Annotated in this window: 13 protein-coding genes; 6 read left to right on the top strand and 7 right to left on the bottom strand. The window is 71.6% G+C overall.

The features are described from left to right. Positions 1–29 precede the first annotated feature (29 nt). Positions 30–395, top strand: a complete 366-nt coding sequence (locus tag ACQPZX_RS23420; protein ID WP_433384221.1) for a GAF domain-containing protein — start codon at positions 30–32, stop codon at positions 393–395. Positions 396–555: 160 nt separating this feature from the next. Continuing rightward, positions 556–1,380 carry a PHP domain-containing protein gene (locus ACQPZX_RS23415; protein WP_433384218.1) on the top strand — a complete coding sequence of 275 codons (825 nt, stop codon included), beginning with the start codon at positions 556–558 and terminating at the stop codon, positions 1,378–1,380. Positions 1,381–1,472: 92 nt separating this feature from the next. Here the strand turns inward: ACQPZX_RS23415 and ACQPZX_RS23410 are convergent, their stop codons facing one another. Further along, positions 1,473–2,675: a saccharopine dehydrogenase family protein gene (locus ACQPZX_RS23410; protein WP_433384215.1), complete on the bottom strand. Its 1,203-nt coding sequence runs from the start codon at positions 2,673–2,675 to the stop codon at positions 1,473–1,475. A gap of 140 nt (positions 2,676–2,815) precedes the next feature. Here ACQPZX_RS23410 and ACQPZX_RS23405 point away from each other — a divergent pair, with 140 nt between their 5' ends. Continuing rightward, the gene (locus ACQPZX_RS23405) at positions 2,816–3,322 is read left to right on the top strand and encodes an Lrp/AsnC family transcriptional regulator (protein ID WP_433384212.1); all 507 of its coding nucleotides are present in this window, start codon (positions 2,816–2,818) and stop codon (positions 3,320–3,322) included. Further along, positions 3,319–4,590 carry an NAD(P)/FAD-dependent oxidoreductase gene (locus tag ACQPZX_RS23400; protein ID WP_433384209.1) on the top strand — a complete coding sequence of 424 codons (1,272 nt, stop codon included), beginning with the start codon at positions 3,319–3,321 and terminating at the stop codon, positions 4,588–4,590. Before ACQPZX_RS23405 ends, ACQPZX_RS23400 begins: the two co-directional genes overlap by 4 nt. A gap of 30 nt (positions 4,591–4,620) precedes the next feature. Here ACQPZX_RS23400 and ACQPZX_RS23395 read toward each other — a convergent pair whose 3' ends face one another. From ACQPZX_RS23395 to ACQPZX_RS23385, 3 genes are all read right to left on the bottom strand, one after another. After that, entirely contained in the window at positions 4,621–7,362 is a 2,742-nt protein-coding gene (locus ACQPZX_RS23395) for a LuxR C-terminal-related transcriptional regulator (protein ID WP_433384206.1), read from the bottom strand. Positions 7,363–7,427: 65 nt separating this feature from the next. Then, positions 7,428–8,555 carry a hypothetical protein gene (locus ACQPZX_RS23390; protein WP_433384204.1) on the bottom strand — a complete coding sequence of 376 codons (1,128 nt, stop codon included), beginning with the start codon at positions 8,553–8,555 and terminating at the stop codon, positions 7,428–7,430. A gap of 276 nt (positions 8,556–8,831) precedes the next feature. After that, positions 8,832–10,895 carry a glycoside hydrolase family 3 protein gene (locus ACQPZX_RS23385; RefSeq protein WP_433384201.1) on the bottom strand — a complete coding sequence of 688 codons (2,064 nt, stop codon included), beginning with the start codon at positions 10,893–10,895 and terminating at the stop codon, positions 8,832–8,834. 132 nt (positions 10,896–11,027) lie between these two features. Between ACQPZX_RS23385 and ACQPZX_RS23380 the strand changes: the two genes are divergently transcribed. Continuing rightward, positions 11,028–11,402, top strand: coding sequence for a DUF1801 domain-containing protein (locus ACQPZX_RS23380; RefSeq protein WP_433384198.1), 375 nt, complete (start codon positions 11,028–11,030; stop codon positions 11,400–11,402). A gap of 31 nt (positions 11,403–11,433) precedes the next feature. Here ACQPZX_RS23380 and ACQPZX_RS23375 read toward each other — a convergent pair whose 3' ends face one another. Beyond that, positions 11,434–12,828 (bottom strand): aspartate aminotransferase family protein, encoded by a 1,395-nt coding sequence (locus ACQPZX_RS23375; protein WP_433384195.1) that lies wholly within the window; start codon positions 12,826–12,828, stop codon positions 11,434–11,436. Between the two features lies 1 nt (position 12,829). Then, on the bottom strand, positions 12,830–14,119 hold the full coding sequence (gene gabT / locus ACQPZX_RS23370) for a 4-aminobutyrate--2-oxoglutarate transaminase (protein ID WP_433384192.1): 1,290 nt from the start codon (positions 14,117–14,119) through the stop codon (positions 12,830–12,832). 105 nt (positions 14,120–14,224) lie between these two features. Here gabT and ACQPZX_RS23365 point away from each other — a divergent pair, with 105 nt between their 5' ends. Continuing rightward, the gene (locus tag ACQPZX_RS23365; RefSeq protein ID WP_433384189.1) at positions 14,225–15,649 is read left to right on the top strand and encodes an aldehyde dehydrogenase family protein; all 1,425 of its coding nucleotides are present in this window, start codon (positions 14,225–14,227) and stop codon (positions 15,647–15,649) included. On the opposite strand, the gene ACQPZX_RS23360 is transcribed toward ACQPZX_RS23365, so the two are convergent. Next, complete coding sequence (locus tag ACQPZX_RS23360) at positions 15,621–15,902, bottom strand: hypothetical protein (RefSeq protein ID WP_433384186.1); 282 nt, start codon at positions 15,900–15,902, stop codon at positions 15,621–15,623. The two genes, ACQPZX_RS23365 and ACQPZX_RS23360, sit on opposite strands and share 29 nt — an antisense overlap. Between the last annotated feature and the right edge of the window lie 18 nt (positions 15,903–15,920).

Below are 15,920 nucleotides of genomic sequence, written 5' to 3'. Positions count from 1 at the left end.
ACCGCCTGGCGCGCGCCGCCGCACACCAGTTGCGCGCCGTCCGTGCGCAAGTTTCGCTGATCGGCGCCGACCGCCGCGTCGTCGCCGGCCAGGCCGGCCCGCCGGTCGCGCACACGTTCTGCCACATCGTCGTCGACACTGACGCCGCGCTGCTGGTCAGCGACTCGAGGACCGATGACCGCCTGTTACTTCATCCCGCGATCGCCGACGGAATTGTTGCCTACGCCGGTTTCCCGCTGCGCACCGACGACGACTATCCCCTGGGCGCCTTCTTCGTCGCGCACGATCAACCGCGCGACTGGCAGCCCCGCGAGCTCCTGCTGGTCGAGGACCTCGCGGCCGCCGCCTCCAGCGAACTGGCGTTGCGGACCGAGGTGCATCGGCTTCGGCATTAAAGCCTTATATCGTACGATTCGGCCAGAGTCCCCGATGCGCAGGCCCGGCTAGCTGCATGGTCACCCCCGGTGCCGCGGCCGCCGGGCTGTCCCGGCCGCGCCACCCGCCGATGCGGATCGTCCTGGAGCACCCGCGTGCCCGCACGCTAACGTCGAGCTCGTGCCGCTGCCTCCCGATTCCCACGTCCACAGCGAATGGTCCTGGGACGCCCCGCTCGGCGACATGGAACAGACGTGCGCCCGCGCCGTCGCCCTGGGCCTGCCCGCGATCGCCTTCACCGAGCATCTCGACCACACCGTCTGGCGCGTGCCCGCCACCGCGGAACCTCGCCTCACCGCCCTGGCCGCCCCCGACGGGATGCTCACGCCGCCGTCCTTCGACCCCGCCGGCTATTTCGACGCGATCGACCGCTGCCGCTCCCGTTTCCCCGGCCTGCGCATCCTCACCGGCGTCGAGATGGGCGAGCCGCATTGGCACGCCCCCGCCTGCGCGAAGGTCCTGGCCGCCGGCCGTTTCGAGCGTGTGCTGGGCTCGCTGCACTGCCTCCCCGACGCGGACGGCTACTCCGAGCCGTGGGCCCTCTACGACCATCGCGACGCCGACGACGTGATCCGCTCCTATCTGGCCGGCGTGGCCGACATGGTCGCGACCAGCGACATGTTCGAGGTGCTGGCCCACATCGACTACCCCGTGCGCTCCTGGCCCGGCGTTTTCGACCCCGCCGACTTCGAGGACGAGTTCCGCCACGCCCTGCGCGCCACGGCGTCATCCGGCCGCGCCCTGGAGCTCAACACCCGCATCCCCCTGCACACGACGATCCTCACCTGGTGGCACGAGGAGGGCGGCGAGGCCATCACCTTCGGCAGCGACGCTCACCTGCCGGAGCTGGTGGGCCACGGTTTCCGCGAGGCCGCCGCCATGGCCGAGGCGCATGGCTTCCGCCCCGGCCGCAACCTCCTCGACCTGTGGTCCCGCGCGAACTGACACGGACAGACCATCGCCAGGCAGGCGCGGCCGGCCGGCCGAGCACCGGAGATCCGCGTCCCGGCAACCAGGCCGCCGGCACCCGGCGTGGCCTAGACGGCGCCCTCCCGCATCTCCCACGGCGACCCGTACTCGACCAGCTTGTCGAGGAACGGCACCGGGTCGAACGCCTCCGGTCCCAGCACCCCGCTCCCCCGCCAAGCCCCCGAAGCCAGCAACTCCAGCGCGACGATCGGGTTCACCGCCGTCTGCCAGACCACCGCCTGCGACCCGTACTCCCGCATGGACCACTCGTTGTCGACCAAGTGGTACAGGTAGACCTCGCGCGGCGACCCGTCGAGGCCCAGCCCGCGCACCAGCGTCCCCGCGCACGTCTTCCCCGTCATCTTGTCGCCCAGCGTTGCCGGGTCGGGCAGCACCGCCGCCACCACGTCCCGCGGCGACACCTCCACGCCGCCGACCCGGACCGGTGACGTGCGGTCCAGCCCGAGCTTGTGCAGCGTGCGCAGCACCTCGATGAACTCCGACCCCAGGCCGTACTTGAAGGTGACCTTGCCGGCCTTCACCCAGCGCGGGATCAGCAGCACCTCCTCGTGCTCGACGTGCACGCACTCGACCGGGCCGATGCCGCCGGGGAAGTCGAAGATCTCCGGCTCGCTGAGCGGCACCGTGGTGTGCCAGTCGCCGTTCTCCCAGATCACCGGCGGGTTGAGGCATTCCTCGATGGTGGTCCACACCGAGAACGACGGCGCGAACTCGTAGCCCTCGACGACCAAGTTGCCGCCGTCGCGGATGCCGACCTCGTCGATCCGGGAGAACAGGTGGTCGGCGGCGTACCGGGCGAAGATGTCGGAGAGGCCGGGCTCGACGCCGATACCGACCAGCGCGAGCAGCCCGGCGTCCTCCCACGAGGACGCGAGCGCGAACTGCGCGTCGCCCAGCTTCTCCCCGGGAAGCTGGTACGGCGACGTGGGATGCGGATGCGACAACGACATGGCCATGTCGAGATAGGACGCACCGGCTTCCAGGGCTCCCTGGAAGATCGGCATCACGAACCGGGGGTCGACCGCGTTGAGCACGTGCGTGATCGCATGACGGCGGCACAAATCCGAGATGTCCGAAGCAGACGAGGCGTCGACCTGTTCGGCGACGAAGCGGGGATCAACCGACGCCGCGCGCGAGGCGCGGTCGAGTGAGAAGTCGGCGATGACGAACGAGGAGAAGAAAGAGCGGCGTGCGGCAATGCCGGCCGCGGCGGACCCTACTCCGCCCGCGCCGACAACCAGGACGCGCATGAGAAACACACCTTTCGCCCAGAACGGGCACCGTAGAACTGAAACCGCGTCCCAGCAGCCTCCACACGACCGAAACCCTTGTCAAGAGCGATCAACTCTGCGATAAACGCAGTGCCACAGCCGGGCGGAAGGGGAATGAGATGCGCGATGTGATTGCCGTGCACCCCCACCCGGGGAAGAATCGCGGCGTGACGGCGGACCTGGCTCTGGATCAGATCAACAAGCAGATCATCGAGCACCTTCAGCGCGACGGGCGGATGTCGTACGCGACGCTCGCCAAGGAGATCGGCCTGTCGGAGGCCGCCGTGCGCCAGCGCGTGCAGCGCCTGCTCGACGGCGGGCTCATGCAGATCGTGGCGGTGACCGACCCGCTCACGCTCGGCTTCGCCCGGCAGGCCATGGTCGGCCTGAAGGTGAACGGCGACCTGCGCGCGATCGCCGACGAGATCGCCGCGATCCCCGAGGTCGACTACGTGGTGATCTGCGCCGGCGGCTACGACCTGCTGGTCGAGCTGGTCTGCACCGACGACGAGCACCTGCTCGACCTGCTCAACGAGAAGGTCCGCACCATCAAGGGCGTCACCTCCTGCGAGACGTTCATGTACCTGAAGCTGGCGAAACAGACCTACGCGTGGGGAACCAGATGAGCGCACCGTCCTACTGGCTGCACACCCTCGGCCCGGTCACGCCGCGCCCGCCGCTCGACGGCGACCGCGACGCCGACGTGGCCATCGTCGGGGGTGGCTACACCGGCCTGTGGACGGCGTACTACCTTTCCCAGCTGGCACCCGAGAAGGAGATCGTCGTCCTCGAGGCCGAGTACTGCGGTTACGGCGCGTCGGGCCGCAACGGCGGCTGGGCCAGCGGCCTCTTCCCGGTCTCCGAGGAGAAACTGACCAAGCGGTACGGCGCCGCGCAGGCCACCGCGATGCATCATGCCTTGGCCGGCGCCGTCGACGAGGTCGGCCGCGCCGCGCGGGCCGAGGGCATCGACTGCGACTACGCCAAGGGCGGCACGATCACCCTCGCCCGCACCTCCGCCCAGCTGCGGCGCGCCCAGTCCGCCAAGGGTTTCATCGGCGCGGCCGAGGCGAGCGCGATCTGCGGCGCGACCGGCGTCGTCGGCGGCATCTACAGCCCCGATTGCGCCGCCCTGCATCCGGCCAAACTGGTGCGCGGCCTGGCGGCGGCGGTCGAAAAACGCAAGATCAAGATCTATGAGCAGACACGCGTACGGCGTATCGCACGCGGCCTCGCCGAGACCGACCGCGGCACAGTCCGGGCCGGCACGGTCGTGCGCGCGCTCGAGGGCTACACCGCCCGCCTGGCCGGGCACCGCCGCAACCTCGCGCCGGTCTACTCCCTGATGATCGCCACCGAGCCGCTGCCGCAGTCCGACTGGGACCGGATCGGCCTGCGCCGCCGCGAGACGTTCAGCGACGAGCGCCACATGATCATCTACGGCCAGCGCACCGCCGACGACCGCCTCGCGTTCGGCGGCCGCGGCGCGCCCTACCATTTCGGTTCCCGCATCGAGCCCGGCTACGACCGCGTCCCCGCCGTCTTCGACAGCCTGCGCGCCACGCTCACCGAGATGTTCGGCATCCGGCCCGAGATCGCCTACCGCTGGGGCGGCCCGCTGGGAATCCCCCGCGACTGGATGCCCAGCGTCGGCTTGTCCGACGGCATCGCCTGGGCCGGCGGATACGTGGGCGACGGCGTCGCCGCGGCCAACCTCGCCGGCCGTACCCTCGCCGATCTGATCTCCGGCACCCGGAGTGACCTGACCGCCCTGCCCTGGGTCGGTCATCGCTCCCGGCGCTGGGAGCCCGAGCCGATCCGCTGGCTCGGCATCAACGCGGCCCTGCGCGCCACCACCCTGCGCGACGCCGTGGAGCGCGCCCGAGCGTCCTGACCCGGCCCGGCGCCCGCGACATCAGCGGCGCTAGCTGCCGCCCCGGGAGATCACGCTGGCCAGCTCGGTCCGTGAGGTGACCCCGACCTTCGGGTAGATCCGGTACAGGTGGCTGCCGATCGTGCGCGGCGACAGGAACAGCCGACCGGCGATCTCCTTGTTGCTCAGCCCTTCCGCGACCAGCCGCGCCACCTGCAGTTCCTGCGGCGTGAGCTGGTCGATCGCGTCGGCGTCGCGGCGGCGGGTCTCGCCGGTCGCCCGCAGCTCGGCGTGCGCGCGATCGGCCCACGGCCTGGCCCCGAGCGCGTCGAAGGTGTCGGCCGCCGAGCGCAACAGCGGACGCGCCGCCGCCGGCTGGTCGCGCCGCAACCGGGCCCCGAACAGCAGCTGCAGCCGCGCCCGCTCGAAGGGCCACGGCGCGAGATCGCATTCCAGCGCCGCCTCCTCGTCCCCGTCGAGGATCGCCCGCGCGCAGCGGATCGTCACCCGCAGCAGCGGCGACGGGTCAAGCTTGTCGAACCTCTCCAGCTCCGCGATCCGCAACGCGGCGTCGTCGCGCCGATCGCAGTGCAGCGCGGCTTCCGCGAGGTGGGCCAGGACCGAGAAGCGCACGTGCGGGTGATAGCCGGCCTCCGCCGGATCGAAGATGCCATCAAGTTCCGCGTACGCCTCGGCGTGCCGCCCGGCGCCGAGAGCGGCTACGCCGCGGATGACGCGCACCAGGCACAGCATCGTGTGCGCGCTGTTGGAGATCAGCGCCCGCTCGCACTGGTCGGCCATCGCCTTGGCCGCCTCGGCGTCGCCGCGCAGCGCCTCCGCGTGCCCCCAGTTGAGCATGTTGGGAACCACGTAGTTGCGCTGCCGCGTCTCGCCCGCGAGCGTGTCCGCCTCGGCCGCCGCCGACCGACCCAGGGACGCGTCGCCCAGCTGCACCGCCGCCCACGCCTGATAGGCGAGCGCCCAGGTCAGCGAGATCAGGTTGCCGTCCTGCCGATTGAGCGCCACCGCGTCGGCCGCGAGCCGGGTCGCCGCTCCCAGCGCGCCCACCCCGGTTGCCGCGGCCGCGAGCTCGCACAGGTCCATGCCGGTCAGCCCCGGCCGCCCGAGCAGCGCGTCGATCCGCTCCACGACCACCGCGCCCCGCCCGACCGGATCCATCAGCCCGATGGTGGCGACCAGCCGCGGCGTCAGCGGCGGCAGGTCGAGGCTCTCGAGCAGCCCGATGAGCTGGGCTCGCAACTCCGTTGAGGGATGCGCGAAGTAGCACCGCACCGCCACCCGGTGCAGCACGTGCAGCGCCCGGTCGTCCCGGCCGGCGTGGTGCAGCCGCTCGGCCGCGAGCAGATGCCCCGGCAGCCTGGCCGCGCCCGACCAGCCGCCGACCTCGACCTCGCGCAGCCACTGCAGCACCATCTGGTCCTCGACCGGCAGATCGGCCGCCGCGATCTCCTGCGAGATCTGTCCCGCCCGCTCGTGGTCGGCGATCTCCAGCGTGACTTCGAGGGCCCGCAACAACAGGCTGGCCCGCCGCCCCGCGTCCCCGGCGAGGTGCGCCGCCCGCTCCCACACGGGCGCCGCCGCTCCCGCCGCCCCTCGTCGATAGAGCCGCCCGGCAAGCTCGTCAAGCTCCACGGCGAGCCCATCGTCCGGCCCGATCGTGGCGGCCGCCCGGTGGCTCAGCGCCCGGTCCGGGTCGGTGATCACCTCAGCGAGCGCGGCATGGGCTCGTTGCCGCTGCGCAAGGCCGGCTTCTTGCCGGATGGCCGACCGCACGAGCGGATGCCGGAACCGCACAACGAACTGGTCATCTACGTCGATAAGCCGCGCAATGACGGCCGGCTCGGCGTCGGCAACGGTCAGCGCCGCCCCGGCCCGGCCATGCGCGCCGGTCGGTCCATGCGCGGCAGTGAGGCCCTGGGCGGCAGTGAGGCCTTGGGCGGCAGTGAGGCCCTGGGCGGCGAGGATCTGGGTGGCGGCGAGGATCTCGCCCAGGCGGTCGCCGTCGTCGAGGGCGGCGACCAGTAACAGCGCACGAGTGGCGGCAGGCAGCTCGGCGATGGACAGCCCGAAGGTGCGTTCGAGGCGGGTGGTCAGCGGCAATTCCGCCGAGAAGAGGGGGCCGGCCTTGGTGACGGCCACCGCGAGCTCGCCCAGCGCGAGGGGGTTGCCGGCCGACTCGGCCAGCACGCGTGCCCGCTGCGAAGGGTCGAGGTCGGGCGCCAGCGCGTCGAGCAAGGCGGCGGAGTCATCCGAGGACAGCGGCTCGACCTGCAGCTCCGGGAACGACAGCGCGGTCAGCCGGGCCGAGGTCTCGGGGCCGTCGCGCATCGCCACGATCAGCACCACCGGGTCGGCCGCGAGCCGCCGGCCGACGAAGGCGAGCGCGTCCCAGCTGGGTGTGTCCATCCACTGGCCGTCGTCGACGAGCACGGCCAGGGGGCGTTCGGCGGCGCGGGCGGTCAGGGCGGCGAGCAGCGCGACCGCCACCTGGAACTGGTTCTCGTCGCCGCGCAGCGGCTCGGCCGACCCGAGCAGGCCCAGCAGCGTGTGCGCCGCCCCGAACGGCAAGTGGAACTCCGCCTGCACCGCGACCAGCGACAACGCCTCGACGCCCCGGGTGGCGGCGTCCGCCCCGGCGGCGGCGAGCAGGGAGGACTTGCCGATCCCCGCGCCGCCCCGCATCACGAGCACGCCGCCGCGCCCGGGCAGACCGGCGAGCACCTCGTCGAGGACCGCGAGCTCGTCGTCTCGCCCCCAAAGCCCGTTGGTCACCGCATGAGCCTACGACCGCACGCCACCGGCGCGGCCCACCGGTGATCCCGCAAACACCCTTCCCATCAGCCTGAATAGACCGGCGTCACCGCATCGCGGGCGGTCAGTCCCGCCCAGAGCCGGTCGCGGAGGGCGTTGACCCGCTGCTTCGCCAGGGCGCCGTGCAGGTCGCGCAGCACCACCCGGAGCAGCACGTTCGCCTCCCCGTCGCGCAGCCGCAGCCGGTCGCGCGAGGCGGCCGGCAGCTGATCGGCCGGCGTCACCGAGATGATCGTCACCTCCTCCACCAGGTGGGCGTCCGGCCCCAGCAGGGTCCGGACCCGATCGCCGAGATCCTCGGCGGTGACGTCGGCGGGCAGGGCCACCGAGAGGTCGCGGTAGGCGGCGGGATGCGCCGACACGGCCCGGTACGGCAGAAGGTCGGTCATCTGATGAGCCACCCGCTGGTCGTCCGAGCGCAGCAGCCGGATGTCGTCGATACCCTTGCGCAGCATCAGCAGACGGTCGAGGCCCAGCCCGAGCGCGAGACCGGTCGTGCCGGGGCGGCGCAGGACGTGGGCGGCCGCGACGCCACACTCACCCACTTCGACCCACTGCCCGCCGCGAGCACCGCCGCCCTCGTCCCCGGGAGCTCCGCCGTCCCCAGGGGTGAGCGCCTCGATCTCGCGCCCGTCGGTGGTGTAGGGGTGTGTGGCCAGCTTGGTGCGCCAGGCGACGCCGGGGAGCGCGGCCTCCAGCGCCACGCTGACCAGGTCGAGCAGGCCGGCGCCGGTGTCCAGCATCCAGAGGTCGAGCTGGTGCGGGGTGCCGGTGTGCAGGCGGTCGATGGCGTCGCGGCGGTACACCATGCCCGGACAGGCGATCAGCACCGGCCCGGCGCCCACCTCCCGCAGCGCGCCGGGAATCAGCGCGGAGGTTTGCGACCGTAACATCCGATCGGGACTGACATATCGGGTATATCGCGAGTCGCGGGCGGCGGCCGACGGCGCGTAACCGAGGCGGTCGTAGTTGTCGGCCACCTCCACGATCCGCCGGCCACGGTGGACGACCAGCGGGGCCGAGGGCCACCGCGCGGAGGCGGCGGAAAGGATCGACGAGACCAGCAATTGGATCGCGTGCGGGCCGGCAGCGGGGTCGGTCAGGTCGCGGATGGCCAGGTCGGCGTCGAGCTCGACGGGGCTGAGGTACGGCATGGTCTTCTCCTCGGGATCGAGCAGCCCACGGAGAAGCCCCAAAGAAAAGGCCGCCCCAGCGGGCGGCCGAAAGAAAGCGCGAAGTCAGGCGGCCACCAGAGGGGGCCGGCCGAACAGCGCGCCACGTGTCATGCCCCGAGGATGCCACGCGACGAGGCCGGACGGCATCCGGATTTACCGTCAGGTAGAGGTTGAGGCCCCAACCCCAACCCTCAACTAGAGGGTGAGGGTTGGGCCGCCGCGACGTTGGGGGGACACCGCGACGGCCCGGCTCACTCAGGCGGTCAGCACCGCCCGCAGCAGGGCCGACGCGCGAGCGTCATCGCCCGCCGCCTGCGCCCGGTCGGCCTCGGCCAGCCTCGCCGCCCAGTCGTGGCCGCCACGTCCGGCGGCGACCCGGGCCTGGGCCGCGTCGCGCAAGGCGTCCACATGTGATCCCCCGCCGCCGGTGCGCAGTCCCCACCCGTACGGATAAAGGGGGTGATAATCGCGGTCGCCCACATTGATCGGCAGCTGGTCCACACTCGCCGGCCACGAGAGCGGGAGCCGCCCGGTGAACGGCCGCTTGCCGAACAGCACGTCCGCCACGCCGGCCCCCTCACTGCCGGGCAGCCATGAGGCCACGAGCGCGTCCATGACGGGCAACTGGTCGGTGATCACCTGCGGGCGGCCGGAGACGAGCAGCACCACGCAGGTCGCCACCGCCGCGCACACCCGGTCGACCACGGCCCTGTCGCCGGGCTGCAGGGTCATCGACTTCGGTTCGGTCTGCGCCGGCGTGCCCCACGGCCAGGCCGGCCCGCCGACGTCGCCGAAGCCTTCCGCGTACGGGGTCTCGCCGACCACGACGACCCCGACGCGCGCGTCGCCGACTGGGGCGGTGCCGTCCTCGCTGAAGGTGACATGCGGCGCCACTTGCCGGATGCCCTCGAGGATCGTCGTGCCGGGAATCGCGTCGCCGGATCGGCCCTGCCAGTCGATGGTCCAGCCGCCGGCCTGGTTGCCGATGTTGTCGGCGTTGCGCCCCGCCACATAGACCGGCGTGCTTTTCTTGAGCGGCAGCGAGTGGCCCGAGTTCTTCAACAGCACCTGCGACTCGGCCACGGCCTCGCGCGCGACGGCCCGGTGCGCGGCGCTGCCCACGTCGGAGATATGAGAGGCCGACGCGTACGGGTGCTCGAAGAGCCCGATCTCGAACTTGGTCCGCAGGATCCGCCGCACCGCGTCGTCGATCCGCGCCATGCTCACCCGGCCGGCCCGCACCTCTGCCCGGAGCAGCTCCTCGAAGCGCGCGGCCGTGTTCGGCTCCATGAACATGTCGATGCCCGCGTTGACACCCACGCGCACCTGCAGCGCCGTCGGGGCCGGCTCGCCGGACGGGTCGGGGATCTGGTGGATGCCCTCCCAGTCGCTGATCACGAAGCCGTCGAAGTCCATCCGGCCCTTGAGCTCGCCGGTGATGAGCTCCCTGCTGGCGTGCATCTTGGTGGGGTTGCCGACGCCGTCCTCGGTCCAGTCCACGCTGGAGAACGACGGCATCACGCTGCCCACGTCGTGCCGGTCGATCGCCGCCACGTAGGGCGCCAGGTCGAGGCGGGCGAAGTCGCGGCGGTTGGTGACGGTGATGCCCTGGTCGATGGTGAAGTCGCCGTTGCCGGTGCCGTACTCGGTGTCGCCGTCGCCGGCGTAGTGCTTGGCGGTCGCGAGGACCCCGCCGCGCTGGAGGCCGTCGATCGCGGTCTCCATCTTGATGACGAGCCCCGGGTCCTCGGCGAAGCTCTCGTACGCCCGGCCCCAGCGCTCGTCGCGGGACACGCAGACGCAGGGCGCGAAGTCCCACGGGATGCCGGTGGCCCGGACCTCGGAGGCGGTTGCCTTGTAGACCCGGTAGACCAGTCCGGGGTCGCGGGTGGCGCCGAGCCCGACGTTGTGCGGGAAGACCGTGGCGCCGTAGACGTTGCCGTGCCCGTGCACCGCGTCGATTCCATAGATCATGGGAATCTTCAGCGGGGTGCTGAGCGCGGCGGCCTGGAAGGTGTTGACCATGTCGACCCAGGCGGCCGGCTCGTTGGGGGTCGGCACCGACCCGCCGCCGGAGAGCACCGAGCCGAGCCGCAGGGACGTGATCTGGCTGGGGTCGCCGGTGACCGCGCCGCGCTCGGCCTGCGTCATCTGGCCGATCTTGTCGTCGAGCGTCATCCGCCGCATCAGATCGGCGACCCGGCGGTCGGTGGAGAGCCGGGGGTCGAGATACGGCAGGCCGTGCGCGGTGGACACCGCCGTCAGGGGCAGCAGGGCGAGGGCGAGCGCCCCCGCCACGTAGGATTTGATTGGTCGCACGCCGATTCTCCTTGGGCTAGGAGGGCTGACCTCACTCGCCCGATAATCACCCCGATCAATGCGGTCAGGTAACCGTCCGGTTTCCAGGCGACGGCACCAAGGGACATTTCGGCGGGCACGTAAAGTACGAACGTGGACGCATTCCTGGAAACGATTCCGGACGAGCGGCGACGCGCCGACGCGCGGCTGCTGATCGAGCTGATGACCGAGGTGACCGGGCAGGAGCCCGAGGTGTGGCCGGCGAATATCGTCGGCTTCGGTAAATATCATTACAAGTACGATTCAGGCCGCGAGGGCGACACCATCGCGGTCGGTTTCGCGCCGCGCAAAGCGCAGACGGTCCTCTACGTGACCGGATATCTCGACAACTACGTCGATCTTCTCGACCGGCTCGGGCCGCACACCCGCGGCAAGGGCTGCCTCTATCTCAAGCGCGTCGCCGACATCGACACCGGCGTGCTCCGCGAGATCGTCGCCCGCTCCTACAGCAACGCGGCCCCGGCGTAGCGAAACGCCGGGGCCGCATCACACAGAAGACCTACAGCTGGTTGGAGGCCTCGGTCAGCACCGAGCGCAGGATCTGCTCGATCTCGGCGAACTGCTGCTCCCCCGCGATCAGCGGCGGCGCCAGCTGGATCACCGGGTCGCCGCGGTCGTCGGCCCGGCAGTAGAGGCCGGCCTCGAACAGGGCGTGCGAGAGGAAGCCGCGCAGCAGCCGCTCCGACTCCTCCTCGTTGAAGGTCTCCTTGGTGGCCTTGTCCTTCACCAGCTCGATGCCGAAGAAGTACCCGTCGCCGCGGACGTCGCCGACGATCGGCAGGTCGTAGAGCCGCTCCAGGTACGACCGGAACAGGTCGCTGTTCTGCCGGACGTGCCCGTTGAGGTCCTCCCGCTCCATGATGTCCATGTTCGCCAGGGCCACCGCCGAGCCGACCGGGTGGCCGCCGTACGTGATGCCGTGCGCGAACCAGTTGGTGCCGTGCAGGAACGGCTCGGCCAGCCGGTCCGAGGCGATCATCGCGCCCAGCGGGACGTAGCCGGAGGTCAGGCCCTTGGCGACGGTGATGATGTCGGGCGTGTAGTCGTACTTCAGGCCGCCGAAGTACTCCCCCAGCCGGCCGAATCCGCTGATCACGTCGTCGGAGACCATCAGCACGTCGTAGCGGTCGCAGATCTCGCGGACCCGCTGGAAGTACCCGGGCGGCGGCGGGAAGCAGCCGCCGGCGTTCTGCACCGGCTCGAGGAAGACGGCGGCGACCGTGTCGGGACCCTCGAACTCGATGGCCTCGGCGATGCGGTCGGCGGCCCACACACCGAACTCCTCGAGGCTCATGCTCTCGTCGGGGCGGCGGTAGTAGTTCGTGTTCGGCACCCGGAAGGTGGACGGCACGAGCGGCTCGAAGTCCTGCTTGAGCGCCGGGATCCCGGTGATCGACAGGGCGCCCATCGAGGTGCCGTGATAGGCGATCTGCCGCGACAGCACCTTGGTCTTGAGCGGCTTGCCGACCCGCTTGAAGTAGGAGCGGGCCAGCTTCCACGCCGACTCGACGGCCTCGGAGCCGCCGGTGGTGAAGAAGACCCGGTTCAGGTCGCCCGGGGTGATGTCGGCCAGCCGGTCGGCGAGCTCGACCGCCTTGGGGTGCGCGTACGACCAGATCGGGAAGTACGCCAGCTCGCCGGCCTGCTTGGCGGCGGCCTCGGCGAGCTCCTGACGCCCGTGGCCGGTCTGCACGACGAACAGCGCGGAGAGGCCGTCGAGGTAGCGGCGCCCGCGGCTGTCCCAGACGTAGCAGCCGTCGCCGCGCACGATCAGCGGCACCTCGGCCTGCTGGTACGACGACAGGCGGGTGAAGTGCAGCCAGAGATGGTCCCGGGCGGCGCCGGAGAGCTTCTCGAAGTCGGGAGACTGAAGATCGGACAAGGGGGACTCCATCTCAGAGGGTCTCGAAAGCCTGCTCGAGCAGCGTCAGGCCGCGGTCGAGCTCGTCGTCGGTGATCACGAGGGGCGGCAGCAGCCGGATCACGTTGCCGTAGGTGCCGCAGGTGAGCAGCAGCAGGCCGGACTCGTGCGCGGCCTTGGCGACGGCGGCGGTGGCGACCGGGTCGGGCGTGGGGCCGGCCGCCGTGGACGAGCCGGGGACGACGAGCTCGACGGCGAGCATCGCGCCGCGGCCGCGGACCTCGCCGATCTGCGGGTGCTTGGCGGCCAGGGCCTCGAGACGGGGCCGGGCCACCGTCTCGATGTGCCGGGCCGCCGCGGCGAGGTCGAGCTCGCGCATGGTCTCGATGCTGGCGAGCGCGGCCGCGCAGGCGATCGGGTTGCCGCCGTAGGTGCCGCCGAGGCCGCCCGGGTGCACCGCGTCCATGATCTCGGCGCGGCCGGTGACGGCGGCGAGCGGCAGGCCGCCGGCGATGCCCTTGGCCGTGGTGATCAGGTCGGGCTCGACGCCCTCGTGCTCGCTGGCGAACCAGGACCCGGTGCGGCAGAACCCGGTCTGGATCTCGTCGGCGATGAAGACCGCCCCGGCCTGCCTGCTCCACTCGGCCAGCGCCGGGAGGAAGCCGGCGGCGGGCACGACGAAACCGCCCTCGCCCTGGACGGGCTCGATCAGAACGGCCGCGACATTGGTCGCGCCGACGTTCTTCTCGATCTGGTTGATCGCGTACGCCGCCGCGTCCGCCCCGCTGCGGCCGTCGCGGAACGGGTACGACATCGGGACGCGGTAGATCTCGCCGGCGAACGGGCCGAAACCCTGCTTGTACGGCATGACCTTGGCGGTGAGCGCCATGGTGAGGTTGGTCCGGCCGTGGTAGGCGTGGTCGAACACCACTACGGCCTGCCGCCCGGTCGCGTGCCGGGCGATCTTGACGGCGTTCTCGACCGCCTCGGCCCCGGAGTTGAACAGGGCCGAGCGCTTCTCGAAGTCGCCCGGAGTGAGCGCGGCCAGCTCCTCGCAGACCGCGACGTACTGCTCGTACGGCGCGATCATGAAGCAGGTGTGCGTGAATCTCTCGACCTGGTCGCGAACCGCGGCCACGACACGCGGCGCGGCGTTGCCGACGTTGGTCACCGCGATGCCGGCCGCGAAATCGATCCACTCGCGTCCGTCCACATCGGTCATGGTGCCGCCGGTGGCGCTGCTGACGTAGGACGGGATCATGCTGGAGACCCCGCGCGCCACGGCCGAGCTCCGGCGCCGGTGCAGGTCGTCGGAGGTGGGCATGTGTCAACTCCTTCGGGCTTTGAACCCCGATCATTTCACTGATTCCGTCGTTTGCAAGAGGCGGAACAACTATTTCCGCGCCTCCCCCAACGGTACAGTCGCGCCGTGATCCCCTTCTACGTCGCCGGGCGACCGGCCACCGGCACCGAGACCTTCACGGTGCGTCATCCCTTCGACACCGGGGTTGTCGGCGAGACCAGCAACGCCACCGCTGAGCAGGTCGAGGAGGCCGTCGCGGCGGCCGCGGCGGCGGCCGGACCGGCATCCCAGCTCACGGCGGCGGCCCGGGCCACCGCGCTCGACGAGATCAGCATCCGTATCAAGCGGCGGGCCGAGGAGTTCGCCGCCCTGATCACCGCCGAGAACGGCAAGCCGCTCAAGTGGGCGCGGGCCGAGGTGGCGCGGGCGGTCAGCACGTTCCGGTGGGCCGCCGAGGAGGCCCGGCGCTTCTCCGGCGACCTGCAACGGCTCGACACCGACACGGCGGCGGCCGGCCGGATCGCGCTGGTCCGCCGGGTGGCGCGCGGCCCGGTGCTGGGCATCGCGCCGTTCAACTTCCCGCTCAACCTGGTGGCGCACAAGGTCGCCCCCGCGCTCGCGGTGGGCGCGCCGATCATCGTGAAGCCGGCGCCGGCCACCCCGCTCACCGCGCTGCTGCTCGGCGAGATCATGTCCCGGCTCGACCTGCCGGCCGGCATGTTCTCGGTGCTGCCGGTGCCGAACGAGCGGATGGCCGGCCTGGTCGCCGACCCCCGGCTGCCGGTGGTCTCGTTCACCGGCTCCGGTCCGGTCGGCGCGCAGATCCGGGCGGCGGTGCCGCAGAAGCACGTGACGCTCGAGCTGGGCGGCAACGCCGCGGTGCTGGTTTGCGAGGACTGGGACGACCTCGCGTACGCGGCGCAACGGGTGGCCACGTTCTCGAACTACCAGGCCGGCCAGAGCTGCATCGCCGTGCAGCGGGTCTTCGTGCACCGTAGCCATATGTCGGCATTTACCGAGAAATTGATCCCAGCGGTGGAAGCGCTGCGCACCGGCGACCCGCGCGACGAGCGAACCGACGTCGGCCCGGTCATCGACTCCCGCGCCGCCGGCCGGATCGAGGAGTGGATCGCCGAGGCGGTGACCAAGGGCGGCCGGATCCTGACCGGCGGCGGGCGGAACGGGACGACCATCGAGCCGACCGTGCTCACCGACGTGCCGGCCGACGCGAAGGTCTGCGCCGAGGAGGTCTTCGGCCCGGTGCTGGTGCTGACCGCGGTCGACTCGGACGAGGCCGGCCTGGCCGCGATCGACGACTCGGCCTTCGGCCTGCAGGCGGGCATCCTCACCCGCCGGATCGACCTGGCCTTCGCCGCCCACCGGCGGCTGCGGGTGGGCGGCGTGATCATCGGCGACGTGCCGAGCTTCCGCGCCGACCAGATGCCGTACGGCGGCGTGAAGGCCAGCGGCTCCGGGCGCGAGGGCGTCGCCAGCGCGATGGAGGACTACACCGAGCCGCGGGTCATGGTGCTGACCGGGCTGGACCTCTGAGGCCCTGAAGGATCAACGCCAGCAGGCGCTCACGCCGCCCTTCCAGCGTGGGCGCCTGCTCGGCGATCCACCCCACCGCGGTCACCAGCGCGAACAGCTCCTCGGCGGTGAGGTCGCCCCGGATCGCGCCGTCGGCCTGGGCGGTCGCGAGCAGGCCCGCGACCGCGTCACGCATCGCCGCGCAGGAGGCATGTAGCGGCGAGCCGTCGCCCGCGAGCGTGCCCATCACGGTTTCCGGCAGCCCGCAGTACACCGCGCGTCCTCGCGCTCC

This window comes from Actinoplanes sp. CA-142083 (assembly GCF_050942195.1).
Classification (GTDB): domain Bacteria; phylum Actinomycetota; class Actinomycetes; order Mycobacteriales; family Micromonosporaceae; genus Actinoplanes.
Note: the sequence above shows the minus strand (reverse complement) of the source record. Positions and strands in the feature narration are given on the sequence as shown.